We start from the raw sequence: 26,434 nt of genomic DNA, 5'->3' as shown, positions 1-26,434 counted from the left end.
CAACGTGAAAGAGTTTCCGATTCCGGTCGCCGTCATCGGCCCCGGCTCACAGGTCGAAGACGAAACGCTGCAGTACATGAACATGCCGCAGGGCATGGAAACCTTCCGTCCGCCCATCCTGCCCGAGCCGGAAGAGCTGGTCGGCCACGAACAGGCCCATCTGGCGCTGCGCGACGTGCTGGCCTGCGTCGGCGAAACCCGCCTCGACGGCCGCAACCGCAGCATCGACCTGACCCGCCTGCCGCCGGACGACCTGAAGCTGATCAACCAGGTCATGGGCGAGGGCGAGGTGAGCGCGCAGGTGCGTACCGAGGGCGACACCGCCTGGCGGGTCGACGTGCAGGAATCGGTGTTCGCCGGCGTGTGGCGCGTCATCGTGACCGACGGCGGCCGCGTGCAGTCCGACACCATAGAGGTCGGCGCCATTCCGCACATCCTGCGCAGTTCGGCGGTCGATGACCTGTGGTTCTCGGTGCCGCGCTGGCAGGGCGCGCTGCCGCCCAACGTGCAGAACGCGCCGGCGCTGCTGGCCGAGATCGAGGACCAGTGGCGCGCATGGAAGCCGGGCCAGCCGGCGCATGTGGTGAATCTCACCCTGCTGCCGATGTCGCAGGAAGACATCGGCTTCATGGACCACCACCTCGGCACCGGCCGCGTGCTCATCCTGTCGCGCGGCTACGGCAACTGCCGCATCACCAATACGCGCGTGCCCAATACCTGGCGCGTCGTCTATTACAACTCGCAGGATGTGGTCATCCTGAACACGGTGGAAGTGACCGCGCTGCCGGAAGTCGCGATGGCCGCGAAGGAAGATCTCGAAGATTCGTTCGAGCGTCTGACCGAAGTGCTGGCCTGGGTGGAAGGCGCCTGATCATGTCGGAACCCGCACGCTTCGAAGGCAGCTATCTCGGCGACGCCGGAAAGTTGCCGGACAATGCGAAGCTCGAATGCAAGATCTGCTGGTGGGTGTATGACCCGCAGCAGGGCGACCCGGTGTGGCAGATCGCGCCGGGCACCGCATTCACCGACCTGCCGTCGCACTGGCGCTGTCCGCAGTGCGACGGCGACGCCGACCAGTTCATGGTGATCGACTGAGGTTGATCACCTCACCGCACCTGAGCGACCGACATGACCACCGACCCGATGCTCGCCTACCGCATCAGCGCCCTCGAGACGCTGTTCCGCCAGATCGCCGACACTCGCATGGCCGGGCTGCCGGTGATCAACCCCGCGCTGCGGGTGGAGGCGGTCGGTTTCGAGCCCTGCGCGTCGGAGCCGGATCTGCCGGCTGCGGTCAGCGGCGTGCTGGTCACGCCCTGGTTCATGAATCTGGTGCGCCTGCCGCTGGTGCGCGAGGACGATCCGGGGCGGGTCGGCGTCAGCCGCCGGCTGGCGCTCGGCAACGAGCGCTTCGACTTCATCGGCGCGCACGAGGCGGCCATCGGCACTTTCGACGCCTGTTCGCTGTTTTCGCCGATGTTCGATTTTCCGGACCAGGACAACGCGGTCGCCACCGCGCGGGCGGTGCTCATCCGTCTGCGTACGCCGCAGGCGCCTGCGGCCGCGCCGCGCGAGGCGGAGGGCGAGGTCGAACGTCCGTCGCGCCGCGGCTTCCTGTTCGGCCGGAGCCGCACCCCATGAACACGCTGGACGCACTGGCCGGCGTGCTGCGCGTGCGCCCGGGCGCCGCGCGGCCGCAGGCGCTGGCCGGCAGCCGCCCGGACTGGGCCGCCACGCTGGGTCGCGGCAAGCCGGCCGACGCGCTGCCTAGCCTGCTGTCTTCGGTGTTCAGCCTGTGCGCCCATGCCCACGCGCTGTGCGCCCGGGCGGCGGTGGATGCGGCGCGCGGCATCGAGGCGCCGCCCAGCACCGCGAGCCTGCGCGACGAAACACTGCGCGAACACCTGCGCCGCCTGCTGCTCGACTGGCCAACCCGGCTGGCCGGCTCGCCCTCAGCCGAAGCGCAGCGCGCGCTCGCGGCCTGTCCGCTCCTGCGTCCGGACGCTACCGATACGCCGGCCGACTGGCTTGAACGCCATCTGCTCGGCGGCCGCGCGCAGGACTGGCTGGCCGCGTGGGACGCCGATCCGCACGCCGCCTTCGCCAGCTGGCGCGCCGGCCGCGCCAGCTGGCTGGCCGCGCTGATGGACGACATCGCCCCGATCGCCGACCGCCGGCTGCCGGTGGCTTCACCGCTGCGGGTGCACGCCGACGACGCCGGCCTGCGCGCGCTGGCCGGCCGCCTGGCGGACGAGGACGACTTCAGCCGTCTGCCCGACCTCGATAGCCGCTGCGCCGAAACCGGCTGCTGGACCCGGCTCGACGACGCCCCCAAGGCGCCGCCGGCGCCCACCGCAGGTGCCCGCATGGCCGCCCGCATTGCCGAAACCGTGCGGCTGGCGCTGCCGGATGCCGCGTCCCGGCTGCGCAGCGGCCAGCTCGCGCTCGGGCCGGGCACCGGTCTGGCCTGGGCCGAAATGGCGCGCGGCCTGCTGCTGCATTACGTGGAGCTCGACCCGACCCGCACCGTGGTGCAGCGCTGCCGGGTGCTGGCGCCGACCGAATGGAATTTCCACCCGCAGGGCGCGGTCGCCGCGTCGCTCGAAACGCTGGACCCGCAGGCGCCGGACATCGCGCGTCAGGTGGCGGTGCTGATGAGCGCCTGGGACCCCTGCGTGCGCTACGACCTGCTGCTGCCGGAGGTGGCCCATGCATGAAGCCAGTCTGGCCGGCGGCATCCTGCAGCTGGTCGAGCGTACGGCCGAGCGCGAGCGCTTCGCCCGGGTCACGCATCTGCGGCTGGAAGCGGGGCAGCTGGCCGGCGTCGAGTCGCGCGCGCTGCGCTTCGCGCTCGAAGCCATCGCGCCCGGCACCCTGCTCGACGGCGCCCGGATCGACATCGACGAACCGCCGGGCGAAGCCTGGTGCATGGACTGCAGCGTCACCGTGCAGATCGCGCAGCGCGGCGACGCCTGCCCGCACTGCGGCGGCTACCGGCTGCAGCCCACCGGCGGTACCGAACTGAAAGTGATCGACATGCAGGTCGAGGACTGAGCGGCGAGCGCCGCAGCAGAAGGTCGGGTCCGCACAGGGCGGGCAGACCGGAGACAGGAATGTGCGCGGCCCCTGCCGCGCGACGCAGCAGAACATGACCCGGCCCAGACCGGGCGAGGACGGAGGAGATCGACATGTGCGTAGTCTGTGGATGTGCCGGTGACGGCAGCCAGGTCAGCATCGAGGGGCATGGCCACGCCCATCCGGCGAACCCGTATTCACCGGCCGCGCGCCGCGCGAAACCGGCTTCGCGTGCAGCGGAGCCGGTGCTTGCCGATCACGCCCACGTGAGCGTGGACCCGGCCAGCGGCGACCTGCACTTCGGCGCCGGTGCGGCGAAAGTGTCGGTGCCCGGCATGAGCCAGGCGCGCGCGATCCGGCTGGAAACCGACATCCTCGGCGAGAACGATCGCATCGCCGCGCAGAACCGCCGGCACTTCGCCGCGCACGGCGTGACCGCATTCAATTTCGTGTCCAGCCCGGGTTCCGGCAAGACCACGCTGCTGTGCGCCACCATCGAGGCGCTGAAAGGCCGCGCGCCCGGCCTGCCGGTGTCGGTGATCGAGGGCGACCAGCAGACCGCTTTCGACGCCGACCGCATACGCGCCACCGGCGCGCCGGCAATCCAGGTGAACACCGGCAAGGGCTGTCATCTGGACGCGCCCATGGTGGCCGAAGCCTTCGCCCGGCTGCACCGCCACGATCACGGCGCGGCGCGCAGCCTGCTGTTCATCGAGAACGTCGGCAATCTGGTGTGCCCCGCCATGTGGGATCTGGGCGAGGCGGCCAAGGTGGCCATCCTTTCGGTGACCGAAGGCGAGGACAAGCCGCTGAAGTACCCGGACATGTTCGCCGCCAGCCGCCTCATGCTGGTGAACAAGGTCGATCTGCTGCCCTATCTGAAATTCGACGTCGAGCGCTGCATCGATTTCGCGCGCCGGGTGAATCCGGACATCGAGGTGATCCGCGTGTCCGCCACCACCGGCGAAGGCATGGACGAATGGCTGGCCTGGATTGCCGCCCGCATGCAGCCGGCGGTCGCGCAACCCGCTGCACAGCCGGTGCGCGCATCATGAACCCCGGCCTGCCGGCGGTGCTGGCCTGTGGCGCCTGGCTCAAGAACGCCGCCTGTCTGCTCGAGGACGGCCAGCCCCACTGGTCGCCGCTGCACGGCGACCTCGGCGACCCGGCCGCCTGTGTCGCGCTCGAGCGCTCGCTCGACGCGCTGCTCGCGCAGTCGGGCGTGCCGCTGCAGGCGGTGGCGCACGATCTGCATCCGGACTTCCACAGCAGCCGGCTGGCGGTGGAACTGGCCGAGAGGCTGGGTGTGCCGGCGGTCGGCGTACAGCATCACCACGCGCACATCGCGGCGGTGATGGCCGAGCACGGCCTGACCGAACCGGTGGTCGGTCTGGCGCTCGACGGCGTCGGCCTCGGCACCGATGGCCTGGCCTGGGGCGGCGAGCTGCTGTGGGTGGCGCCCGGCGACTGGCGCCGGCTCGGTCATCTGTGGCCGCTGCGGCTGGCCGGCGGCGACGCCGCCGCGCGCGAACCCTGGCGCATGGCCGCCGCGGTGCTGCGCGTGCTGGGCCGTGGCGACGAGATCGAGCCGCGCTTTGCGCCGGCAGTGGGCCAGGCTGCGGCGCGGACGGTGGCCCGCATGCTGGACACCGGTCTGAACAGCCCGCCCACCACCAGCACCGGCCGCTGGTTCGACGCCGCCGCCGGCGCGCTCGGCCTGAGCGTGCGCCAGTCGCACGAAGCCGAAGCCGCGATCGCGCTGGAAACCGCAGCGAAGCGCTGGTGCGCGCAGCACGGCGAACCGTCGCTCGACGTCGATGCGCCGGCCGCCTGCAGCGAACAGCTGGATCTGCGCCCGCTGGTTGCGACCCTGTTCGACACGCCGGCGGACGCGGTCGACGCCGCGGCCGCCCGTTTCCATTTCGAACTGGCCGACGCGCTCGCGCAGTGGGCGCTGGAAGCGGCCGGCGCCACCGGCGTCGACACCGTCTGTCTCGGCGGCGGCTGTTTCATGAATGCGCTGCTCACCCGCCGGGTCACGCTGAGGCTGCAGCGGCGCGGCCTGCGCGTGCTGCGCCCGCAATCCACCTCCTGCGGCGACGCCGGTCTGGCCTGGGGCCAGGCCTGGGCGGTCGCGCAGCAGATCCTCATCGCCCCGCACACGCACTCGGAGATGCTGTCATGTGTCTAGCCATTCCCGCCAAGCTGGTCGAACTGCGCGCGGACGAACGCGCGATGGTGAACCTCGGCGGCATCCGCAAGGAAGTGTCGATCGAACTGGTGCCGCAGGCGCAGGTCGGCGACTACGTCATCGTCCACGTCGGCCACGCCATCGGCATGATCGATCCCGACGAGGCCGAGCGCACGCTGGCGCTGTTCGGCGAAATGTCGGCGATGGCCGCAACGGAGTCCGCCGCATGAAATACATCGACGAGTTCCGCGATGGCGACGTCGCGCGCAGGATTGCCGACCGTCTGGCTACGGAAGCGCGCGCCGATCGCCAGTACAGCTTCATGGAGTTCTGCGGCGGCCACACGCACGCCATCTCGCGCTACGGCGTGAGCGAACTGCTGCCGGCCAATGTGCGCATGATTCACGGCCCGGGCTGTCCGGTCTGCGTGCTGCCGATCGGCCGCGTCGACATGGCGATCAGGCTGGCGCTTGAACACGACGTGATCGTGTGCACCTATGGCGACACGATGCGCGTGCCGGCCTCGGACAGCCTGTCTCTGACCAAGGCCAAGGCGCGCGGCGGCGACATCCGCATGGTGTATTCGGCGGCCGACGCGCTCACCGTCGCCCGCGACAACCCGGAGCGGCAGGTGGTGTTCTTCGCCATCGGTTTCGAAACGACGACGCCGCCGACCGCGCTGGCCATCCTGCGCGCGCAGCGCGAGGGGCTGAAGAATTTCAGCGTGCTGTGCTGCCACGTGCTGACGCCGTCCGCCATCACCCACATTCTGGAATCGCCGGAAGTGCGCCAGTACGGCACGGTGCCGATCGACGGCTTCATCGGCCCGGCGCACGTGAGCATCGTGATCGGCGCCGCGCCCTACGAGCATTTCGCCGAGGAATACCGCAAGCCTGTGGTGATCGCCGGCTTCGAGCCGCTGGACGTGATGCAGGCCATCCTGATGCTGGTGCGTCAGGTGAACGAGGGCCGCGCCCACGTCGAGAACGAATTCACCCGCGCGGTGGACCGCGACGGCAATCTGGCCGCGCAGCAGAAGGTGTCGGAGGTGTTCGAACTGCGGCCCAGCTTCGAATGGCGCGGCCTGGGCGAAGTGCCGTACAGCGCGCTGAAGATCCGCCCGGCCTTTGCCGAGTTCGACGCCGAACGCCGTTTCGATGTCGGCTATACGCCGGTGGCCGACAACAAGGCCTGCGAGTGCGGCGCCATCCTGCGCGGCGTCAAGAAGCCGACCGACTGCAAGATTTTCGGCACCGTGTGCACGCCGGAAAACCCGATCGGTTCCTGCATGGTGTCCAGCGAGGGGGCGTGCGCGGCGCATTACGCGTATGGAAGATTCAAGGACATTCCGGTGAAGGTGAGCGCATGAACGCGAGAGACGACAGCAAGGGCGGCACCGTGCGCGCCGGCTATGTCCGGCCGCTGGACATCCGCAACGGCCGCATCGACATGGGTCACGGCGCAGGCGGGCGCGCAGCGTCGCAGCTGATCGAGGAAATCTTCCTCGCCGCCTTCGACAACCCCTTCCTGCGCCAGGGCAATGACGGCGCTTCGCTGGCCATTCCGCAGGGCGCTCGTCTGGTGATGGCGACCGACGCCCACGTCATTTCGCCGCTGTTCTTCCCGGGCGGCGACATCGGCGCGCTCAGCGTGCACGGCACGGTGAACGACGTGGCCATGATGGGCGCCACCCCGCTCTGGCTGTCGGCCAGCTTCATTCTCGAAGAGGGCTTTCCGCTGGCCGACCTGAAGCGCATCGTGCAGTCGATGGCGGCCGCCGCGCGCGAAGCCGGCGTCGCGGTGGTGACCGGCGACACCAAGGTGGTGGAGCAGGGCAAGGGCGACGGCGTGTTCATCAGCACCACCGGCGTCGGCGTGGTGCCGCACGGCATCGACGTGTCGGGTGCGCACGCGCGGCCGGGCGACGTCATCCTGCTGTCGGGCACGGTGGGCGACCACGGTGTGGCGGTGCTGTCGCAGCGCGAATCGCTGGAGTTCGAAACCACCATCGTGTCGGACACCGCGGCGCTGAACGGTCTGGTCGCCGACATGCTGGCCGCCTGTCCGGCGATCCGCACGCTGCGCGATCCGACCCGCGGCGGCGTGGCGACCACGCTGAACGAGATCGCCCGCCAGTCCGGCGTCGGCATGCTGCTCGACGAAGCGGCGATTCCGGTGAAACCGGAAGTCGATGCCGCCTGCGAACTGCTGGGGCTGGACCCGCTCTACGTCGCCAACGAAGGCAAGCTGCTGGCCATCGTGCCTGCGGACCAGGCTGACGCGGTGCTGGCCGCGATGCGTGCCCATCCGCACGGCGCTGACGCCGCATGCATCGGCAGCGTGACCGAAGACCCGCACCATTTCGTGCAGATGAACACCCGCTTCGGCGGTCGCCGCGTGGTGGACTGGCTCAGCGGCGAACAGCTGCCGCGCATCTGCTGAACCGCGTGTTCTCTTCGCTGTTCGACGCGACGATGACCGCCGACCGCATCTACGCCAAGACCGAACGCGGTCGCAGCGAGCTGCTGTCGCGCGCGAGCATGCTGCGCGGCCGCCTGCGCGCGGCGCTCATCGTGGTCAATGGCCGGGCGCCGCTGTCGGCGCTGCAGGAGGTGATCGGCGACGACGCGCAGGCGCTGCTGGACGAACTGCTGCGTCTGGGCTGCGTGGAAACCGTGGCGCCCGACCCCACCGGCGCTGTGCCGGGCCTGGCCGACCCCCAGCTCGAAATGCGCCGCAGCGACGCGCTGCAGCGGCTGGCGCCGCATTTCGGGCCGGACGTCGGACTGGTCGCCCGTCCGCTGCTGCAGGCGGCGGACGCCGACGCCTTCAATCGCGCGCTCGACCACATCGAATCCAGACTGGCGCTCTACATGGGCCGCAAGGACGCCGCCCGCGCGCTGGCCGGCCTGCGCTTCGAACTCTGACATGCGCATCCTGCTGCTCTGTCACAGCTTCAACAGCCTGAGCCAGCGGCTGTACGCCGAACTGGCTGCGCTCGGCCACACGCTGTCGGTCGAGCTGGACATCGCCGACAGCGTGACCGAAGAGGCGGTCGCGCTGTTCCGGCCCGACCTGCTGATCGCGCCCTTCCTGAAGCGGCGCATTCCGGACAGCGTGTGGCGCGCGCTGCCCTGTTTCATCGTGCACCCGGGGCCGCCGGGTGACCGCGGCCCGGCCGCGCTGGACTGGGCCATTCTCGAAGGCCGCGCCGAATGGGGCGTCACCGTGCTGCAGGCCGACGGCGATTTCGACGCCGGCCCGGTGTGGGCGCATGCCGGCTTTCCGATGCGTGCCGCCTCCAAGGGCGCGCTGTACCGCGCCGAAGTGACCGAAGCCGCGGTGGCGGCCACGCTGCAGGCGCTGGCTCGCCACGCAGCGGGTGAACCTCCGCTCACGCTGCCGCCGCAGGCCGACGGCTGGCGCGGCGTGCTGCCGCAGGCGCGTCGCGCCATCGACTGGGCGCGTGATGACAGCGCCACCGTGCTGGCCAAGGTGCGCGCCTCTGACGGCCAGCCCGGTGTGGTGAGCCGGCTGTGTGGCGTGGAGGTCCGGCTGTACGACGCGCATCCGGCTACGGCGGCTGCGTGGGCCGGTCTGAACGGCGCCCCCGGTGAGCCGCTGGCGCGGCGCGACGACGCGCTGCTGTGCCGCACGGTCGATGGCGCGGTGTGGCTGGGGCGCATCGCGCGGCTTGACCGCACCGTGAGCATCAAGCTGCCGGCCGCGCTCGCGCTGGCCGATGAAACCGCCGCCCTGCCCGAACGCGTGGCGCCGCTCACGCGCGCCGACGACGAGTGGGCGGAACTGCGCTACGCCGAACACGGCGCACCCGGCGCGCGGGTCGGCGTGCTCAGTTTCGACTTCTGCAATGGCGCGATGTCCACCGCGCAGTGCGCGCGGCTGCGCGACGCGCTGGTCGAGGTGAAGCGGCGCGACACCCAGCTGCTCATACTGGTGGGCGGCGCCGGCTTCTTCAGCAACGGCATCGACCTCAACACCATCGAGCACGCCACCCACCGCGACGGCGACAGCGCGGCCGACGCCTCCTGGCGCAACATCAACGCGATGAACGATGTGGCGCTGGAAATCCTGACCACCACCGACCGGCTCACCGTGTCGCTGCTGCGCGGCAATGCCGGCGCCGGCGGCGCCTTCCTCGCGCTGGCCGCCGACCAGGTGTGGGCCGGGCGTGGCGTCATGCTGAACCCGCACTACAAGAACATGGGCAATCTGTACGGCTCGGAGTACTGGACCTATCTGGCGCCGAAGCGGCTGGGCACCGACGGCGCGCGCGCGCTGATGCAGCGCCGTCTGCCGCTGTCGGCGCCGGAGGCGGCGCGCATCGGCTTCATCGATCGCTGCATCGACGGCCCGCCGGCGGTCCTGCTCGATGCCGCGCTGCAGGAGGCCTGCGCGATGGCCGCGTCGTACAATCTTTGCGACGCGCTCGCGCGCAAACAGAGGACGCGGGCCGCCGACGAAGCCGCCCGCCCGCTCGCCGACTACCGGCAGGAGGAACTGGCCCGCATGCACCGCAATTTCTACGGCTTCGACCCCAGTTACCACGTCGCGCGCCATCACTTCGTGCACCGGTTGCCGCATGCGTGGACGCCGCGCCATCTGGCAATGCACCGCGAGGTGGCCGCGCGATGAACGCCGGTCTGCGCCTGCCCACCGTGCTGGTGGTCGACGACGAAGTGCGCTCGCAGGACGCGATGCGCCGCACGCTGGAAGAGGATTTCGTCGTGCTCACCGCCAGCGGTGCCGACGACGCGCGCACCCAGCTCGAGCGGCACGAGGTGAACGTCATCCTGTGCGACCAGCGCATGCCCGGCCTGACCGGCGTCGTGTTCCTGAAAGAGGTACGCGAGCGCTGGCCGGACATCGTGCGCATCGTCATATCCGGCTACACCGACTCGGAAGACATCATCGCCGGCATCAACGACGCCGGCATCTACCAGTACATCCTGAAGCCCTGGGTGCCGGACCACCTGCTGGCCACCGTGCGCAATGCCGCCGAGGCGCAGACGCTGCAGCAGGAAACCGCCCGCCTCGATCTCGAACTGCGCACCGCCACGCCGGTGCTGCGCCAGCGCGCCGCGCACAAGCTGGAGCGCGCGCGCCGCACCTTCGGCTTCGACCGCATCGAGCGCGCCGCCGGCAGCCCGATGGACAGTGTGTGCGAAATGGCCGCACGGGTCGCGCGCTACGACCTGTCGGTGCTGGTGCTGGGTGAATCCGGCACCGGCAAGGAGCTGCTGGCGCGCGCCATCCACTACGCCAGCCCGCGCGCCAACGGCGCCTTCGTGGTCGAGAACTGCGCGGCGATACCGGAAACCCTGCTCGAATCCGAACTGTTCGGCCACAAGCGCGGCGCCTTCACCGGCGCCTACGAGGACCACATCGGCCTGTTCCAGCGCGCCGACGGCGGCACCGTATTCCTCGACGAAATCGGCGAAACCTCGCCCGCCTTCCAGGTGCGCCTGCTGCGCGTGCTGCAGGAGGGCGAGGTGAGGCCGGTGGGTGCTACCCGCGCGGTGCCGGTGGACGTGCGCGTGATCGCCGCCACCCACCGCGACCTCGAACAGCGGGTGCGCGAAGGTCTGTTCCGCGAGGATCTGTACTACCGCATCGCGGGCGCCACCTTCACCGTGCCGCCGCTGCGTGAGCGGGTGGGCGACATCGAGCCGATCGCCCGCCGCGTGGTCGATGAGGTCGGCATCGAACTGGGCCGGCCCGGTGCCTCGCTGACCGACGAGGCGATGGCCTGCCTGATGGGCTATCCGTGGCCGGGCAACATCCGCGAACTGCGCAACGAGCTTGCGCGCGCACTGGCGCTGAGCGACAGCGAGCGCATCGAGGCGCAGTCGCTGTCGCAGCGCGTGCTGCACGGTCAGGCCGGCCTCACCGCCACCGCCAGCGCCGCCGCCCTGCCCGCCAGCGGCACGCTGGCCGAACGCCTCGACGCCATCGAAGCCATGGTGCTGCGCGAAACCCTGCTCCGCCACCGCTGGAACAAGACCCGCGCCGCCAAGGAACTCGGCCTGTCCCGCGTCGGCCTCAGAGGCAAGATGGTCAGATTCGGACTGGAAGGGTGAGGTCGGAGACGTCGCGTGCACAGCGGCAGCGCGTGTGGCGGCCCGGTGTGGGAGCGACGCCCCCGCCGCGATCCGGACGTGTGCATCGCGCGGTCTCTCTTGCTCTCGCCGCCATCGCAGACCGGGCCTGCCCCTCGCGTTGGCGCCCTTGCCACCGCTGCCATCGCGGCGAGGGCGCCGCTCCCACAGACCTCGGCCATGCGCAGCGAGGTCCGGTTGGCGAACGCATGACCGCGCCGGTCCGCTTTACGGCCGGCTCACGCGACCCGCTGTGCCCACCCGCAGGAGCTGCGCCCCCGCCGCGATGGGGCCTGGGCCAGGTGCCGGTGCGCGATCCGAAGCGGCCATCGCGGCGAGGGCGCCGCGCCCACAGGTCTCGCGCCTGCCTTGCTACAGTGTGGGTTCAGCATGAACACGACGATGAATGAGTTGAGCACCCGGCGATGAGCACCCCCTTCACCGTTCTATGGCTGCAGTCCGGCGGCTGCGGCGGCTGCAGCATGTCGCTGCTGTGCGCCGACACCGACGACTTCCACGGCCAGCTGCGTGACGCCGGCATCGACCTGCTCTGGCATCCGTCGCTGTCGCTGGACAGCGGCGACGACGTGGTGGCGCTGCTCGGCCGCGTTCTCGACGGCACGCAGCGGCTGGACGCGCTGTGTGTCGAAGGTTCGCTGCTGCGCGGGCCGAATGGCAGCGGTCGCTTCCACATCATGGCCGGCACTGGTCTGCCCATGATCGACTGGGTGCGCAGGCTCGCCGAAAAGGCGCGCCACGTGGTGGCCATCGGCAGCTGCGCGGCCTGGGGCGGTGTCACCGCGGGCGGCGACAACCCGACCGAAGCCTGCGGCCTGCAGTACGAGGACGACGCTCGCGGCGGCCTGCTCGGCGCGGATTTCCACGCCGGCGCCGGCCTGCCGGTGATCAATATCGCCGGCTGCCCGACCCACCCGAGCTGGGTGCTGGACACCCTCATGGCGCTGGCCGGCGGCAGCTTTGGCGCCGCCGACCTCGACACGCTGGGCCGGCCGCGCTTCTACGCCGACCAGCTGGTGCACCACGGCTGCACCCGCAACGAGTACTACGAATTCAAGGCCAGCGCCGAAAAGCCCTCGGACCTCGGCTGCATGATGGAACACATGGGCTGCAAGGGCACGCAGGCGCATGCCGACTGCAACACCCGGCCGTGGAACGGCGAGGGCTCCTGCACCCGCGGCGGCTACGCCTGCATCAGCTGCACCGAACCCGGCTTCCAGGAACCCGGCCACCCCTTCCACGCCACGCCCAAGCTCGCCGGCATTCCGATCGGCCTGCCGACCGACATGCCCAAGGCCTGGTTCGTCGCGCTGGCCTCGCTGTCCAAGTCGGCGACGCCGAAGCGAGTCAAAGTGAATGCGGTGTCGGACCACGTGGTGGTGCCGCCGGTGGCGCGGCGGACACGATTGAAGTGACCATCGGTTCATGCGGACACTTACTAGCGCAGAGCTCAATCGATATTCGATTGCTGTTCATGACTTCGAGCAGGCGATAAAGCTTGCCGAAGAGTCATTGCTGCATTCACCAGACAGTCTTGCGAAAGAGGCGCTGCTTTTTATGGCGGTAGTTGTCTATTACCGGCCGTTCTCACAGAACGAAAGAAGCAGTGGGACCGGGGACGCCGTCTCCAAGCTTGCAATTGATGACTTTGCGCCTCTGTCCAAGGAAGAGCTGGCCTTGCATGATCTCTGTAAAAATCTTCGCAACAGGGCTCTGGCGCACGCTGAGTTTGCGTACTTTCCGACGTCCCATGACCCTGAGTCCGGGGTTATTTTTGGCAAGCGCTTTTCTCTAGTGTCACTGACGGTTGGCTCACAATCTGGCCACGGCGTATTCGACGTTGAATCGTTCTGTCGTCTTGCTTACAAGTTGGCAGCTCGTTGCCATACTGTTCGTGCAAATCATGTCCTGCGAAATTGACCGCGTCCGCAACCGCAAGCGTCGGAACAATCTTTTGGACGCCTCCACATGACCCGCCTCCTCGTCGGCCCCTTCAACCGCGTCGAAGGTGATCTTGAAGTGACGCTGGACGTCGCCGATGGCCGGGTCGCGTCGGCGCACGTGAATGCGCCGATGTACCGCGGCTTCGAGCAGATCCTGCGCGGGCGCGAGCCGCATGACGCGCTGGTGTATGTGCCGCGCATCTGCGGCATCTGTTCGGTGTCGCAGTCGGTGGCGGCGGCGCGGGCGCTGGCGGCGCTGGGCGACATCACGATGCCGGACAACGGCCGGCACGTGACCAATGTGATCCTGGCCACCGAGAATCTGGCCGATCATCTGACCCATTTCTATCTGTTCTTCATGCCGGATTTCGTGCGCCTGGTCTATGCCGGCCGCCCCTGGCACGAAGAGGCGGTGCGCCGCTATACGCCGAGCACCGGCGAGCGGGTGCGCGCCGCGATCGCCGCGCGCCAGCGCTGGTTCACGCTGCTCGGCACGCTGGCCGGCAAGTGGCCGCATACGCAGAGCATCGACCCCGGCGGCTCGACCCGCGCGGTCGACGCGGCGGAGAAAGTGCGGCTGCTGGCGCGGGTGCGCGAGTTCCGCCGCTTTCTCGAAACCCACTCCTATGGCGCGCCGCTGGAAGCGGTGGTCGCGCTCGATTCGGAAGCGGCGTTCGACGACTGGGTCGCGCGCGACCCGCTGGGCAGCGATCTGCGTTTCTTCGCCACGGTGGCGCGCGACGCCGCGCTCGCCACGCTGGGCGCCGGCCCCGGCCGCTATCTGAGCTATGGCGCCTATCCGCAGCCGGACGGCCGCGCCGCGCTCGGCGCGGGCGTGTGGCATGCCGGCACGCTGTCGCCGGTCGACGCCGCCGCCATCCGCGAAGACGCGACCCACGCCTGGCTCAGCGATGCGGGCGGGCCGCAGCATCCAGGCTCCGGCATCACGCTGCCGGAACCGGACAAGCCGGGCGCCTACACCTGGAACAAGGCGCCGCGGCTGGCCGGCGAGGTGGTCGAAACCGGCGCCATCGCGCGCCAGCTGGCGAGCGCCCACCCGCTCATCGTCGATCTGGTGAGCCGGCATGGCGGCACCGTCTATACCCGTGTGGTCGCCCGCCTGCTCGAACTGGCGCGCGTCGTCACGCTGATGGAAGACTGGCTGCGCGCGCTGCGGCCGGGCGAGCCCTTCTGCACGCCGGGCCCGCTGCCGGACGCAGGCATCGCGGCCGGCCTGTCGGAAGCGGCGCGCGGCAGCCTGGGCCACTGGATTTCGGTGCGCGACGGCCGCATCGCCAACTACCAGATCGTCGCGCCGACCACCTGGAATTTCTCGCCGCGCGACGCCGAGGGCCGGCCCGGCGCACTGGAAGCCGCGCTCGAGGGCGCGCCGGTGCGCGATGGCGAAACCACGCCGGTGGCGGTGCAGCACATCGTGCGATCGTTCGACCCCTGCATGGTGTGCACCGTGCACTGACCCGGAGACCCGCGTGCAGCGCTTCACCATTTCCCTCGACGACCAGCTGGCCGCCCAGTTCGACGACTGGATCGCGCAGCGCGGCTACGGCAACCGCTCCGAGGCTGTACGCGACCTGTTCCGCGCCGAGCTCGACCGCTCGCAGCAGCAGACCGGCAGCGCCACCCACTGCGTGGCCTGCCTGTCCTACGTGTTCAACCATCACGAACGCGATCTGGCCGAGCGGCTCACCAGCCTGCAGCACGCGCACCACGACCTCACGGTGTCGACCATGCACGCCCACCTCGACCATGACCACTGTCTGGAAACCGTCCTGCTGAAAGGGGAGATCGCGGCGGTGAAGGCCTTCGCCGACGCGGTGTGCGCCGAGCGCGGCGTGCACCACGGCAAGGTGAACCTGATCGCGGTCGAGATGGATGCCCACCACCACCACGCCGGTCCCGCCGGCCACCGCTACACCCGCCGCCACGCGGCCGGCGGAAGTGCGGGGCATGTGCATGTGAAGCCGGTCACCTGAGCGCGGGCAGCAGAGGGCCGCACATCGCTGTCACCGCAAGCGGTGCAGCCGCAGCATGGACTGAAGCGACAGCGCGCTGACCGCTTCCGGTGCGCAGGCCTGCGCCAAGCCCCTGATTCATCGTGTGCGAAACACTGGCACGCTTCTCGCGTATGAAGATTCGACACTTCTTCATACAACGACGCCATGAACCACTCCGGGACGAATACCGCACCGCGCCGGGCGCCGGCGCCCGCACGACGATGGCTGCCCGCGCTGTGCCTGCCCCTCGCGGGTGCCTGGGGCACCGCGCTGGCGCACGAGGCGGCGCCGGCCGCGCACCACGTCGACCCGGTGACGGTCGAGGGCCACTATGACAATGCGGTCGGCACGTCGGACGCCGCCAGCCAGGGCACGGCGACCGCGCGCCTGATCGCGAACCGGCCCACGCAGCGCCCGGCCGAGGTACTGGAATTCGTGCCCGGTCTCATCGTCACGCAGCACAGCGGCGGCGGCAAGGCGAACCAGTACTTCCTGCGCGGCTTCAACCTCGACCACGGCACCGACTTCGCGACCTGGGTCGGCGGCATGCCGGTGAATATGCCCACCCACGCGCACGGCCACGGCTATGCCGACCTGAACTGGCTCATTCCCGAACTGATCGAGCGCATCGATTACCGCAAGGGCCCCTACTTCGCCGAGGACGGCGACTTCTCGTCCGCCGGTTCGGCCCGGCTCAAGCTGCGCGACCGCACCGCCTACGGTACGGCTGAAGCCACGCTGGGTGGTGACGGCTACCGGCGCGGCCTGCTGATGAACGCGCACGCCGTCGGCGCCGGCACGCTGCTGTACGCACTCGAAACGTCGAGCGCCGACGGCCCGTGGCAGAACCCGGAAGATTTCCGCCGCATCAACGGCGTACTGCGCTACACGCTGGGCGAGGGGGCCGACACCACTTCGGTCACCGCCATGGCCTACAGCGCGCGCTGGGATTCCACCGACCAGATTCCGCTGCGCGCGCTGCGGGCAGGCCGGCTTGACCGCTACGGCGCGGTCGACCCGACCGACGGCGGCAAGACCCAGCGCTACAGCCTGTCGCTCGACGGCCAGCGCCTGCGCGACGACGGCGTGCTGCGCTTCAGCGCCTATGCCATCCGCTCCGAACTCGATCTGTGGTCCAACTTCACCTACGCGCTGGAAAACCCGGTCGACGGCGACCAGTTCCGGCAGTCGGAACAGCGTTCGGTATTCGGTTTCGCACTGAGCCGCAGCTGGGACGGCCAGTTGGCCGGCCGGTCCATGACCAACACGCTGGGCGTGCAGATGCGCCACGACCGGCTGGCGCCGGTCGGCCTGTATTCGACCGTGGCGCGCACCACCACCGGCGTCATCCAGGAAAGCCGGGTGCGCCAGACCAGCGTCGGCCTGTACGGCGAGAACAGCGTGCAATGGACGCCCTGGCTGCGTAGTCTGGCTGGCCTGCGCATCGATCGCTTCCAGTTCGACGTGGCCAGTTCGATCGCCGCCAACAGCGGCGACACCTCGGACCACATCGCCTCGCCCAAGCTGTCGCTGGTGTTCGGGCCGTGGGCCGACACCGAGTACTTCGTGAACTACGGCCAGGGTTTCCACAGCAACGACGCGCGCGGCACCACCGCGCGGCTCACCGCCAAGGGCGGCCTGCCGGCCGATCCGGTGGATGCGCTGGTGCGCACCCGCGGCGGCGAACTGGGCGTGCGCAGCGAAGTGCTGCCCGGCCTGCAGAGCTCGCTCGCGCTGTGGACGCTGAAGCTGGATTCCGAGCTGCTGTTCGTCGGCGACGCCGGCGAAACCGAACCCAACCGCGCCAGCCGGCGCAGCGGCATCGAGTGGAACAACCGCTGGACGCCGCGCCCCTGGCTGCTGCTCGACCTCGACGTCGCGCTGTCGCGCGCCCGCTTCACCGACCGCGACCCGGCCGGTGACCACGTACCGGGCGCCGCCGGCACCGTGCTGGCGGCCGGCGTGAGCCTGACCGAAGACAACCCGCTGGCCGCCGGCTGGTTCGGCCACGTGCAGCTGCGCCACGTCGGCGCCCGCGCGCTGATCGAGGACAACTCGGTGCGCTCCGACCCGACCACGCTCACCGTGCTGCGCGTCGGTTACCGCGTGCGGCAGGATCTGCGGCTGATGCTGGACGTGTTCAACCTGTTCGACCGCCGCGACAACGACATCGAGTACTTCTACACCTCGCGTCTGCCGGGCGAGCCGCTGGCCGGCACCGACGACCGCCACATCCACCCGGTCGAACCGCGCAGCCTGCGGCTGACGGTGAATGCGCGGTTCTGAGGGGACTTCGGCCGTGCGGGCTGACCAGCGCCGGAACGGAAACGGCGCAGGGTGATGCGCCGCATCGCGGCGGGGGCGCCGCTCCCACCGGGTCTGAGCAGACCCTGGCACAGCTCTTCGTGGGAGCGGCGCCCCGCCGCGATCAGATCGTGGAACGGAGAACGCGGCAAGTCGTACGCCATATCGCGGCGGACCGCCGCGCTTACCGGGTGACGGCGGCGCGGCTCTGGTGGGCGCGGCACCCCCGCCGCGATCAGACGCTGAAACAGAGCCAGCGGCGCCCTCGCCGCGATGGCTGCGGTGAAAAGAAGCGTGCGCGTCGCTTACTCGTCCACCACCCTCACCTTCACATAGCGCCCCTTCACCATGCCGCCGTCCAGCCGCAGCACGGCTTCTTTCGCGATGCTGCGGTCGACCGCGACGAAGGTGAGATAGTCGGTCACGTCGATGCGGCCGATCTGTTCGCGGGCGAACCCGGCGTAGGCGGTGAGGGCGCCGAGCACGTCGCCGGGGCGGATCTTTTCCTTGCGGCCGCCGAGTATCTGCAGCGTGGCCATCGGCGGCACCAGCGGCGCGTCGCTGGCCGGGCTCAGATCGGCCAGCGCGCCCCATTCCAGCGGCCGGCCCTGGGTCTGTTCTATGCGCTGCGCGCGCACCTGTTCGAAGGGCGCGACCAGCGACCAGGCGGCGCCTTCCGCGTCGCCACGGCCGGTACGGCCGATGCGGTGCACATGCACTTCCGGGTCCGGCGTCAGTTCGACGCTGATCACCGCGTCAAGCCCGGCGATGTCCAGCCCGCGCGCGGCCACGTCGGTCGCCACCAGCACCGACACGCTGCGCTGGGCGAAGCGCAGCAGCGCGCGGTCGCGGTCGCGCTGTTCCAGATCGCCCGACAGTTCGATCGCCTCGATGCCGGCGGCCTGCAGCGCGCTCACCACCTCGCGGCAGCGCCGCTTGGTGTTGCAGAAGGCGATCGTGCTGACCGGCCGGTAGTGACGCAGCAGCGCCAGCACCGCCGCCGGGCGCTGCGCCTCGTCCACCTCGAAGAAGCGCTGGCGTATGGTCTGTTCTGCGTGCCGGGTTTCCACCTCGATACGCTGCGGCGTGCGCATGAACTGCGCGGCCAGCCGCTCGATGCCGTCCGGAAAGGTGGCCGAGAACAGCAGGGTCTGCCGCTCGCGCGGGCACTGGCGTGCGACGGCTGCAATGTCGTCGACGAAGCCCATGTCCAGCATGCGGTCGGCTTCGTCCAGCACCAGGGTGTTGATGCCGCGCAGGTCCAGCGAGCCGCGTTCAAGGTGGTCGAGCAGACGGCCGGGCGTACCGACGATGACGTGCGCGCCGTGCGAAAGGCTGTCGACCTGCGGGCCGATCTTGGTGCCGCCGCACAGCGTGAGCACCTTGATGTTGTCGGTGCCGCGCGCCAGCCGGCGCACTTCCTTGGCCACCTGGTCGGCCAGTTCGCGGGTCGGGCACAGCACCAGCGCCTGCGGCGAGAACCAGCGCGTGTTCAGCTTCGCCAGCAGCGGCAGTGCGAAGGCCGCGGTCTTGCCACTGCCGGTCTTGGCCTGCGCGATCAGGTCGCGGCCAGCCAGCGCCACCGGCAGCGCGGCGGCCTGCACCGGCGTCATGGCGTCGAAGCCCAGCGTTTTCAGGTTGGCGAGGGTGGCGGGCGACAGCGGCAGGCTGTCGAAGGCGGTATCGGGGGAGGGGGATGCGGCAGAGGTCATGCCGGATTATCCGCGATCCGGCGCCGCCGCGCCGCTGTTTGAGGGCCGCCGCCCGGAGCGGGGCGCCGGGAGGGCTGCGGTGCGCGCGGCGCGGTCGTTCAGCGGATGACGCCGCAGGCGACGCGGGCCCCGCCACCGCCCAGCGGTGCAGGGTGATCGGCGTGGTTGTCGCCGCCCGCGTGCACCATCAGCGAACGGCCGGCCACGTCGGCGGCGGTCAGCCGGGGCGCGAGCACCGGGGTGGTCGCATTGCCGGCAGCATCGACATAAAGCGGCGGCAGGTCGCCCAGATGGCCTTCGCCCCAGGGCGTGCCGTGCACATTGCTCGCTTTCGGGTCGTAATGCCCGCCGGCACCGAGCGCCGGCACCCGCTTGCCGTCCTTCTCCGCGCTGTCGCAGCTCGGGTTCTGGTGCACGTGAAAGCCGTGCAGACCCGGCGGCAGGCCCTGCAGCGCCGGCGTGAACACCAGGCCGTAGCGGCTTTCGGAAATCGTCACGCTGCCGACCGGCGTGCCGACGCCTTTCTCATCCACCAGATTCACCTGCACGACGGTGTCGGCGCAGGCCGCACCGGCGGCCATCAGCATCAGCACCAGGGCTGTCTTCTTCATCGGGTCATCTCCTGTTCTACGCACTGCGGTTGGACACGGCTGCGGGCAGCGGGCGCGACAGAGCGCCGTGCGCCTGCTCTGATCATAGTGTCATGGCGGCGAACCGGCCGGAAAAACCTGCTTGCCCGGTGCCGGATGCGCTACCGGTGATCCGCCGTCGGCGGCGGGTGACGCCGGCGCACCAGCGCGGCCACCATGACCGCCACCACCGCACCGTTGAGCAGACAGAGCACGATGGCCAGCGGGGCGCGGGTGGCGATCACCTGCTGCAGCTCGAACGGCAGGTAGATCGCCCCGCCCACCGCCGCCAGCGTTTCCGCCCACGCGCGGCCGTGGTACAGCCCCCAGGCTTCGGCCAGCCGCAGCGCGGCATAGGCGGCCGCGCCGGCGGCCAGCTGCAGCAGGTGCGGGTCATCGAGGCGGCTGGCCGCGTCGATGAAGATGCGCGGGTAATGCGATGCGGGATTCAGGTGCGCGTGCGCGACCAGCGTTGCCGCGAGCGCATGCACGTCATGGTGCAGCAGCGCCAGCACGCCGCTGCCGGCCAGCAGCACGATGGCGCCCTTGAAGCCTTCGAACAGCGCGATCAGGCGGACGGTGCGGCCGGCGTGCGCGCTCACGGCGCTAGAAGATGGCGTAGGCGATGACCGAACAGATCGCCGCCATCGCCACCAGGCCGAACAGGAAGAGGCTGTCGACCACCACCCGCAGCCGCCGTCGCAGCACCGGCCGCCGGGTCTTGAACGACCAGAAGGCGAGGCATGAACAGCTCACGAAAACCAGCGCGTCGATGGCCAGCAGGTCGTCGCCGACGGTCTGCACCTGGGTCTGCGACGCGATCAGCCGCAGCAGGCCGATCGCGGTCAGGCACACGCCGACCATGCCGGCGGACACGGTGAACACGTGCATGGTCAGTTCGTGGTCGCGGATTTCCTTGTCGTGCGGGGCGGTCATGGCGCGGCCATCATACCGGGCGCGTCCGCGGGCGGTACGGCGCCACTGTATCCGCGTGTCAGGCGCCGGCCGTGCCGAGCGCGGCGACGAACTGGCGCCCTGTGAGTGACTGCGCCTGGGCAAAGCCGCCGACCCAGCGTGCCGAATCGACGGTGATCAGCAGCAGCGAGAAGTCGGCGAAGGAGAACAGCGGCTCGGCGTCCGGCAGCCGCGCCAGATAGGCGGCGCGCGCGTCGGCATGTTCCGGCGCGTCCGGCGGGCAGGGCGCGGCCTGCCCGCGCATGCTGAGCCGGGGCAGCGCCAGCGGCGACACCTCGGGCGTGGCCGGCGAGGTCACCATCAGTGCCACCGCCGGGTGGGCCTTCATGTCGGCGGTGTGGGTGGCCAGCGCGCTGACGTGGATGATGACGCGGCCGTCCGGCAGCAGCGCGTACGGCACCATGGACACCGCCGGATCTCCGCGGTGCAGCGTGGCGAGTGCCGCCACCGGCTGGCTGGCCAGCAGATGGCGCAGGGCTTCGGTCTGTTCGGCGTTCATGGCGCCGGATTGTGGCACGGGCGGTGGCGGCCGGCCCGGCATCACGCCCGCCAGGGCAGGTCCATCACCGTGCCGTCCGGCAGCGACACGGTGTCGCCCAGCGGCATCGCCGACACGAAGCTGCTTTCGGTTTCGGCGAAGATCTGATGCACCGCGTTGGCCGGCAGGATGAGCGTGTCGCCGGCGGCGTAGCGCACCTCCTGTCCATCCACGGTCGCGCGCCCGCTGCCGGTCAGGAACAGCACCACCTCCTCGCCCGAATGCCGGTGCGGCGGCGTGGCGGATCCTGCCTCCATGTGGCCGCGCCACATTTCGACCTGACGCGCACCGCTGCCCGGCGTGGCGACACCGGCGATGTGATTGCCCTGCATCGAATGCAGGCGGTTTTCGTCCTGGGGAAACACGATCATGGCGGTGGCTCCGCGGGCAGGGATGGCGAAACGAAAGCATGCGTCGCCGGCCCGGGCGTGGTCAAGGCGCGGCGCCCGGCGTCACGTCGTCGGGCGGTAACTCCAGCGCGGGCTGAGCAGCATGACCACGACCGAGGCAACCGCCACGGCTGTCGACAGCCATAGCGTGAGCGGCGCTTCGGCCATGCGCGCCGGATAGATGCGCATGACGGCACCCAGCCCGATCACGTTGCCGCCGGCGACCAGCACCGCCGACGCGTAGTCGTGAAAGCGGCGGGCCTTGTTGGCGCCGCTGGCCCATTGCGGGTGGGTGTTATAGCTCGGCATCTGCTCGTGCGCCTGGCCGAGCTGTTCAAGTGCAGCCATGAAGCGGCGCAGATTGGTGATCGCGCGTTCAGCCTTGTAGTTCAGGAAGGCAAGACACAGCGACGCCACCGGAAAGCCGAGCAGCAGCCACTCGACCGGCACCGGCCCGCGACCTTCGCTTGGCTTCAGCGCGACCAGTGCCGCCAGCAGGCTCACCACCAGCGTCACGTACAGGGCAAGCGCCTGCTGCCGCTGGCCGATGCGGGCGTTCACCTCCTGGCTGGCGGCGATGAAACGGTAGTTCGCGTCGACAACCCATTCCCTGCTCATGCGGATACCCCATACGGAACACTCGCGCGCACGGCGCACGCGGGGCTGGCGAGTATCGCCGGTGCTCCCCGGCCCGCCAAGCCGCGACCGGCAGGAAGGCCTCAGCCCGGAATGTCCGGCTCGACCAGCGTGGCGAGCTGGGCCAGCGATTCCTGCCAGCCGAGGTGGCACATTTCCAGCGGAATCGGTTCCGGTATGCCCGCCTGCTCCACCTTCAGCTCGGTGCCGCACAGCACCGGGCGCAGCGTCACCGTCACCTCCAGCACGCCCGGCAGATTCGGGTCGTCGAACACGTCGGTGTAGCGGATCAGGCTGTCCGGCACCAGTTCGAGGTATTCGCCGCTGAAGCCGTGCGCCTGGCCGTTCGAGAAGTTGCGGAAGGACATGCGGAAGCGGCCGCCCACGCGCGCATCGAGCTCGTGGACGGTGCAGGTGAAGCCGTAGGGCGGCAGCCATTTCGCCAGTGCGTCGGCGTCGGTGAAGGCGCGCCATACGCGGTTCGGCGGCGCGCGGAACACGCGGTGCAGATGGAGGGTGCGGGACATGGTTCATCTCCTCATTGCAGGGGCCGGACTGAAGCCGGCGACATCGGGTCGACGAAGGCACCGGCCGGAAATCGACAGCCGGCCGGTCCCGGCGTCAGCGGGCGCGGCGCGTGCGCCAGGCCACCCAGCCGGTGAGCCAGAACACCGGCGTCGCCAGCAGGGACTGAAACCAGTAGCCCATGTTCCGGTCGCCGCGCTGGGTGCACAGATGCAGGCTTTCGATGCACAGCGTGTGCAGCGCCGACTGCACGAAGGTGAGGCCCAGACCCAGCGCGAGCGCGACGCCGAGCGCGGCCGCGACATAGGCGGGACGCGCCGCGCCGGCGGCGCTCAGCCCGCAGTGCGCGGCCAGCACGCAGCCGGCCAGCGGCACAGCGAGGGCGATCAGCGGCGAAAGATCCATATGCCTAGCCGACAGCCCGGTCGAGCAGCACCACGTCCGGCAGATGGGCCAGCACCTCGGCATAGCGCGCGTAACGTTCCAGCACCTCGGTCACCACCGGCAGCGGCTCGGCCCAGATCTCCGGCAGGTCGCGCTCGGCCGGTTCGCGGATCGCGAAGGCGAGCGCTTCCACCGGCGGGCTGAAGCGGGCGTCCACGCCCGGCTTGTTGCCCCGCGCATCCAGCCGGTACCAGCCGTGGTCGCTCAGGAACACCGCGTTCAGGCCATGCAGGCAGTAGGGCGCGCCGTGGTCGCCGACCGACAGCCGCTGGTAGCACAACCCTGCCGGAATGCCGTTCGCCCGCAGCAGCGCTGCCAGCAGATGGCTTTTCGCGTAGCAGTAGCCGGTGCGGTGCTGCAGCGCGTCCGAGGCCCGGCAGGTCACCGGATTCAGGCGGAAGTCGACGCTGTGCCGGATGTCGTCCCGCACGAATTCGAAACAGCGCCGGACCAGCGCGTGCTCGGAATCCGCATCGGCGGCGAGGCTGCGTGCGCGGGCCTGCACCTCGGGATGATCGAAGTCGATGTAGCGGCTGGCGGCGAGGAAGGCGTGCATCGGCATGCCTGATCCGGGCGATATCGGTGCGACCGTCATCTGGACAGACCCAGCATGCGCTCGACCGACAGTTCGTCGAAGTCCTCGATATCCGCAAGTGCGATCCGCCTGGGCGTCGGCACCTTCAGCCAGCTTTCTCTGAACCGCTCGTCACCACCCTGCGCATCGGCGTTCGTGTTCACCTTCTTCAGAACCTTACTGGTCAGCAGGTTGATGCTGATGAACCGGTCGACCACCGGCCCACTGTTGCTGCTGCTGTCATAGCCGATCAGCTCGAAGGCTGAATTCCGGTAGCGGAAGGTGTATGTCCAGTAACCGTATCTGCCGTGGCTGTACTCGATCAGCAGATTGCCTTTCCGGCTGCTCACGCTTAGCTCGGGCGCAAAGTAGACGCCGCCGTCCTCGTTTTCGGACGAGAAGCAGTTCAGATTCTTCAGCACCGGTTCGTAGCGGTCACCGTTCCGGAGCGCGATGACCAGCCCTCTGCGGTTCCGGTCGACCGTTCCGCCCTGTTCATCGGTGAACAATCCCTTCCGGTCCCGGGCCTTGATCAGCAGCACCACGTCGTCCCGGCCGTCACCGTTCAGGTCTCCCCGGATGGTCTCGACCACCTTGTGACTTTCCGGCACCAGTCCGGCCGGGATCTGCAATGTCGCGGCACCGCACCGGGCGCCGATTGAAAGCAATGCCGCGGTGACGAGCGCGGTGTGCGTGGTTTTCATGGGCAATCGCAAAGACGTTTGAGGTGGGGCGATACGGGACTCGAATGTAACAGCCCGACGCGAATCCCTCTGCACGGTGTCGAAGGACCGCGGCGCCCGATCCGGTGCGGGCGGATCACGCTGGCATCGCACACCCGTCAAGCCGTGCGCGACGACGGGGTCGGCGTGCAGCACCGGTCAGGTCCTCGGCATTGGGTCGCAGGGTGTTTCGAACGGATTTGACAGCAGGTAGCTCCGAAAGACCGGCGAACGGGGCGCCACGAAATTCATCTCAATCATTTCCGATTCGAAGTCCGCACCGCGGCGATTGCCCGAAAAAAGATCCAGCACCTGACGACCCGACTTCAGGACCCGCAATCCGATGCCGCTGCCCTGAGCGGTCGCCTCGGTCACGCAGTACGTGTAGGCACCGATCCTGAAGAACATCACGTTTTCGCCGGTGTGCGGTGAGGTTGACCGGTCGAACACGAAGAACCTCCTGTCATCGCTCGCCACGCTTTCCATCTCGACCTTTCCCTCCGGCCCGAAGCGGTACGCCACCTTGCGGAAGGGCTCGGACCTGCTGTCCGCGCAGACGGACAGCAGCTTTCCTGTCTTGACGAGCGTGTAACCCCCTTCAGGCGGCCGGCGGATTTCCGACATGTACGCGTTCAGATAGGCGTACTCACCTTTCGCGCAATGCGTCGGCAGGCCCGCAGGCTGCTGCGCGAACACGGCCTTGCAGATGGCAAGCGCGAAAAGTCCGGCCAGGCGGACCGGGGAGGGGGTGAGATGCATCGAGTGCGTTCCGAAATCGTGGTCGTCCGATTCTGCCTTGGCCTGCCTGCAGCGCTATGCCGAGGTCGTGGCGCCGCCGGTGATCCCGCCTGATGCCCGTATCCGGTGCCTCTGTCTTGAAGTGTTGCACCTCAGTGGTGGCGCAGTGCGGTCAGGTCTGCACAGGTGTCGCCCCGATGGCCGCGCGCGCTCGAAGGTACCCGGCAGCACCTGCTGCGCGAAATCGACCGGGATGAGCTTCAGGCCGTAGTCAGGCGTCTTGAATCGCGGCATCGCGGAGCTCCGGAGAGGCGATGCGCAATCATAACGACGGCATGTGGACGGCGGTGGGGCGGGAGGGGTTTTTCTACAGCCTCAACGTTTGATATGAGCTGCGTGACCCGGCTTGCCGCGGCACGTCAGCTCGATGAAAGGGTTAGCAGGCTGGTGAGAAACCCTTGAATCCTTCCGGATCATGTCCTTCCGCTCGTTTTTTCCGGCACCGGAAGTGCGCCGTGGCGTGTGATTCGGGGTTCTCTCACCCTCGTATTCGGCTGCTCGCCAGGCAGCGGACGCATCTATCCCTCTACGCGGCAGCCGTTCGCATCAGGCTCAGCATTCGAGTCAGGTTGTACGCCGCGAACGCAAACAGCGCCTGACCGGAGAGCCTCTCCAGCCCCTTGTGCCGCGTCTTGCGCAGACCACCCACCGTCTTGATCCAGCCGAAGGCCTCTTCGATCATCTTTCGCCTGCGCAGACTCATCGCGTAGCCCTTGCCACGCGCGGTGCGTCCATCGACGGCGCTGCCGCTGACCTTGCCGCGCCCCACGTGCGCCCTTGATACCGCGCCGTTCGAGCGCAGCCACGAATTCCGCCGTGTCATAGCC

General features: G+C 69.5%; 30 protein-coding genes and 1 pseudogene. 18 read left to right on the top strand and 13 right to left on the bottom strand.

Annotation, left to right across the window (positions count from 1 at the left end):
* Window positions 1-4: 4 nt before the first annotated feature.
* The 18 genes from METUNV1_RS15705 (at window position 5) to METUNV1_RS15620 (ending at window position 17,647) form a co-directional block, all read left to right on the top strand.
* Window positions 5-871, top strand: a complete 867-nt coding sequence (locus METUNV1_RS15705) for a hydrogenase expression/formation protein (RefSeq protein ID WP_008063463.1) — start codon at window positions 5-7, stop codon at window positions 869-871.
* 2 nt (window positions 872-873) lie between these two features.
* Entirely contained in the window at window positions 874-1,095 is a 222-nt protein-coding gene (locus METUNV1_RS15700; protein ID WP_008063453.1) for a rubredoxin, read from the top strand.
* 33 nt (window positions 1,096-1,128) lie between these two features.
* Window positions 1,129-1,641 carry a [NiFe]-hydrogenase assembly chaperone HybE gene (hybE, locus tag METUNV1_RS15695; protein WP_008063451.1) on the top strand — a complete coding sequence of 171 codons (513 nt, stop codon included), beginning with the start codon at window positions 1,129-1,131 and terminating at the stop codon, window positions 1,639-1,641.
* Window positions 1,638-2,717, top strand: a complete 1,080-nt coding sequence (locus METUNV1_RS15690) for a hypothetical protein (protein WP_008063448.1) — start codon at window positions 1,638-1,640, stop codon at window positions 2,715-2,717. Before hybE ends, METUNV1_RS15690 begins: the two co-directional genes overlap by 4 nt.
* Window positions 2,710-3,054 (top strand): hydrogenase maturation nickel metallochaperone HypA, encoded by a 345-nt coding sequence (hypA, locus tag METUNV1_RS15685; protein ID WP_008063447.1) that lies wholly within the window; start codon window positions 2,710-2,712, stop codon window positions 3,052-3,054. The genes METUNV1_RS15690 and hypA overlap by 8 nt, the downstream gene beginning before the upstream one ends.
* Window positions 3,055-3,188: 134 nt before the next feature.
* Complete coding sequence (gene hypB / locus METUNV1_RS15680; RefSeq protein WP_008063446.1) at window positions 3,189-4,130, top strand: hydrogenase nickel incorporation protein HypB; 942 nt, start codon at window positions 3,189-3,191, stop codon at window positions 4,128-4,130.
* Window positions 4,127-5,266: a Kae1-like domain-containing protein gene (locus METUNV1_RS15675; RefSeq protein ID WP_008063445.1), complete on the top strand. Its 1,140-nt coding sequence runs from the start codon at window positions 4,127-4,129 to the stop codon at window positions 5,264-5,266. The genes hypB and METUNV1_RS15675 overlap by 4 nt, the downstream gene beginning before the upstream one ends.
* Complete coding sequence (locus METUNV1_RS15670) at window positions 5,257-5,496, top strand: HypC/HybG/HupF family hydrogenase formation chaperone (protein WP_008063444.1); 240 nt, start codon at window positions 5,257-5,259, stop codon at window positions 5,494-5,496. The genes METUNV1_RS15675 and METUNV1_RS15670 overlap by 10 nt, the downstream gene beginning before the upstream one ends.
* On the top strand, window positions 5,493-6,635 hold the full coding sequence (gene hypD, locus METUNV1_RS15665; RefSeq protein WP_008063442.1) for a hydrogenase formation protein HypD: 1,143 nt from the start codon (window positions 5,493-5,495) through the stop codon (window positions 6,633-6,635). Before METUNV1_RS15670 ends, hypD begins: the two co-directional genes overlap by 4 nt.
* A complete protein-coding gene (hypE, locus tag METUNV1_RS15660; RefSeq protein ID WP_008063441.1) occupies window positions 6,632-7,708 on the top strand; it encodes a hydrogenase expression/formation protein HypE in 1,077 nt (358 codons plus the stop codon). Before hypD ends, hypE begins: the two co-directional genes overlap by 4 nt.
* Window positions 7,709-7,713: 5 nt before the next feature.
* Complete coding sequence (locus METUNV1_RS15655) at window positions 7,714-8,193, top strand: hypothetical protein (RefSeq protein WP_008063439.1); 480 nt, start codon at window positions 7,714-7,716, stop codon at window positions 8,191-8,193.
* Window position 8,194: 1 nt separating this feature from the next.
* Window positions 8,195-9,922, top strand: a complete 1,728-nt coding sequence (locus tag METUNV1_RS15650) for an enoyl-CoA hydratase-related protein (protein ID WP_008063437.1) — start codon at window positions 8,195-8,197, stop codon at window positions 9,920-9,922.
* Entirely contained in the window at window positions 9,919-11,367 is a 1,449-nt protein-coding gene (locus METUNV1_RS15645; RefSeq protein ID WP_008063435.1) for a sigma-54-dependent transcriptional regulator, read from the top strand. The genes METUNV1_RS15650 and METUNV1_RS15645 overlap by 4 nt, the downstream gene beginning before the upstream one ends.
* Before the next feature lie 443 nt (window positions 11,368-11,810).
* On the top strand, window positions 11,811-12,818 hold the full coding sequence (locus tag METUNV1_RS15640; RefSeq protein WP_008063432.1) for an NADH-quinone oxidoreductase subunit B family protein: 1,008 nt from the start codon (window positions 11,811-11,813) through the stop codon (window positions 12,816-12,818).
* A gap of 10 nt (window positions 12,819-12,828) precedes the next feature.
* Window positions 12,829-13,323 carry a hypothetical protein gene (locus METUNV1_RS15635; RefSeq protein ID WP_139026392.1) on the top strand — a complete coding sequence of 165 codons (495 nt, stop codon included), beginning with the start codon at window positions 12,829-12,831 and terminating at the stop codon, window positions 13,321-13,323.
* A gap of 48 nt (window positions 13,324-13,371) precedes the next feature.
* Window positions 13,372-14,823, top strand: a complete 1,452-nt coding sequence (locus METUNV1_RS15630) for a nickel-dependent hydrogenase large subunit (protein WP_008063430.1) — start codon at window positions 13,372-13,374, stop codon at window positions 14,821-14,823.
* Window positions 14,824-14,836: 13 nt separating this feature from the next.
* On the top strand, window positions 14,837-15,340 hold the full coding sequence (gene nikR / locus METUNV1_RS15625; protein WP_008063428.1) for a nickel-responsive transcriptional regulator NikR: 504 nt from the start codon (window positions 14,837-14,839) through the stop codon (window positions 15,338-15,340).
* Window positions 15,341-15,526: 186 nt separating this feature from the next.
* Window positions 15,527-17,647, top strand: a complete 2,121-nt coding sequence (locus tag METUNV1_RS15620) for a TonB-dependent receptor (RefSeq protein WP_008063427.1) — start codon at window positions 15,527-15,529, stop codon at window positions 17,645-17,647.
* A 323-nt stretch (window positions 17,648-17,970) separates the two neighbouring features.
* On the opposite strand, the gene dbpA is transcribed toward METUNV1_RS15620, so the two are convergent.
* The 13 genes and pseudogenes from dbpA to METUNV1_RS15555 all read right to left on the bottom strand — a co-directional run.
* Window positions 17,971-19,377, bottom strand: a complete 1,407-nt coding sequence (gene dbpA / locus METUNV1_RS15615; protein WP_008063425.1) for an ATP-dependent RNA helicase DbpA — start codon at window positions 19,375-19,377, stop codon at window positions 17,971-17,973.
* A 98-nt stretch (window positions 19,378-19,475) separates the two neighbouring features.
* Window positions 19,476-19,988, bottom strand: a complete 513-nt coding sequence (gene sodC, locus METUNV1_RS15610; protein ID WP_008063423.1) for a superoxide dismutase family protein — start codon at window positions 19,986-19,988, stop codon at window positions 19,476-19,478.
* A 140-nt stretch (window positions 19,989-20,128) separates the two neighbouring features.
* Window positions 20,129-20,608: a DUF2127 domain-containing protein gene (locus METUNV1_RS15605; protein ID WP_008063422.1), complete on the bottom strand. Its 480-nt coding sequence runs from the start codon at window positions 20,606-20,608 to the stop codon at window positions 20,129-20,131.
* 4 nt (window positions 20,609-20,612) lie between these two features.
* Window positions 20,613-20,942 (bottom strand): hypothetical protein, encoded by a 330-nt coding sequence (locus METUNV1_RS15600; protein WP_008063421.1) that lies wholly within the window; start codon window positions 20,940-20,942, stop codon window positions 20,613-20,615.
* Between the two features lie 58 nt (window positions 20,943-21,000).
* The gene (locus METUNV1_RS15595; protein WP_008063420.1) at window positions 21,001-21,480 is read right to left on the bottom strand and encodes a HugZ family pyridoxamine 5'-phosphate oxidase; all 480 of its coding nucleotides are present in this window, start codon (window positions 21,478-21,480) and stop codon (window positions 21,001-21,003) included.
* 41 nt (window positions 21,481-21,521) lie between these two features.
* Window positions 21,522-21,890, bottom strand: coding sequence for a cupin domain-containing protein (locus METUNV1_RS15590; protein ID WP_008063419.1), 369 nt, complete (start codon window positions 21,888-21,890; stop codon window positions 21,522-21,524).
* An 81-nt stretch (window positions 21,891-21,971) separates the two neighbouring features.
* Window positions 21,972-22,526, bottom strand: coding sequence for a hypothetical protein (locus METUNV1_RS15585; protein WP_008063418.1), 555 nt, complete (start codon window positions 22,524-22,526; stop codon window positions 21,972-21,974).
* A gap of 101 nt (window positions 22,527-22,627) precedes the next feature.
* Complete coding sequence (locus METUNV1_RS15580) at window positions 22,628-23,071, bottom strand: SRPBCC family protein (RefSeq protein WP_008063417.1); 444 nt, start codon at window positions 23,069-23,071, stop codon at window positions 22,628-22,630.
* A 94-nt stretch (window positions 23,072-23,165) separates the two neighbouring features.
* Window positions 23,166-23,474, bottom strand: a complete 309-nt coding sequence (locus METUNV1_RS15575) for a hypothetical protein (RefSeq protein ID WP_008063413.1) — start codon at window positions 23,472-23,474, stop codon at window positions 23,166-23,168.
* A 4-nt stretch (window positions 23,475-23,478) separates the two neighbouring features.
* Window positions 23,479-24,075: a transglutaminase-like domain-containing protein gene (locus METUNV1_RS15570; protein WP_008063412.1), complete on the bottom strand. Its 597-nt coding sequence runs from the start codon at window positions 24,073-24,075 to the stop codon at window positions 23,479-23,481.
* A 29-nt stretch (window positions 24,076-24,104) separates the two neighbouring features.
* Entirely contained in the window at window positions 24,105-24,791 is a 687-nt protein-coding gene (locus METUNV1_RS15565) for a hypothetical protein (protein WP_081471378.1), read from the bottom strand.
* 177 nt (window positions 24,792-24,968) lie between these two features.
* Complete coding sequence (locus METUNV1_RS15560; protein WP_008063408.1) at window positions 24,969-25,568, bottom strand: hypothetical protein; 600 nt, start codon at window positions 25,566-25,568, stop codon at window positions 24,969-24,971.
* A gap of 565 nt (window positions 25,569-26,133) precedes the next feature.
* Window positions 26,134-26,434: pseudogene (locus tag METUNV1_RS15555) on the bottom strand (transposase); the annotation flags it as partial.

This window comes from Methyloversatilis universalis FAM5, from assembly GCF_000214035.2.
Classification (GTDB): Bacteria; Pseudomonadota; Gammaproteobacteria; order Burkholderiales; family Rhodocyclaceae; genus Methyloversatilis; species Methyloversatilis universalis.
Note: the sequence above shows the minus strand (reverse complement) of the source record. Positions and strands in the feature narration are given on the sequence as shown.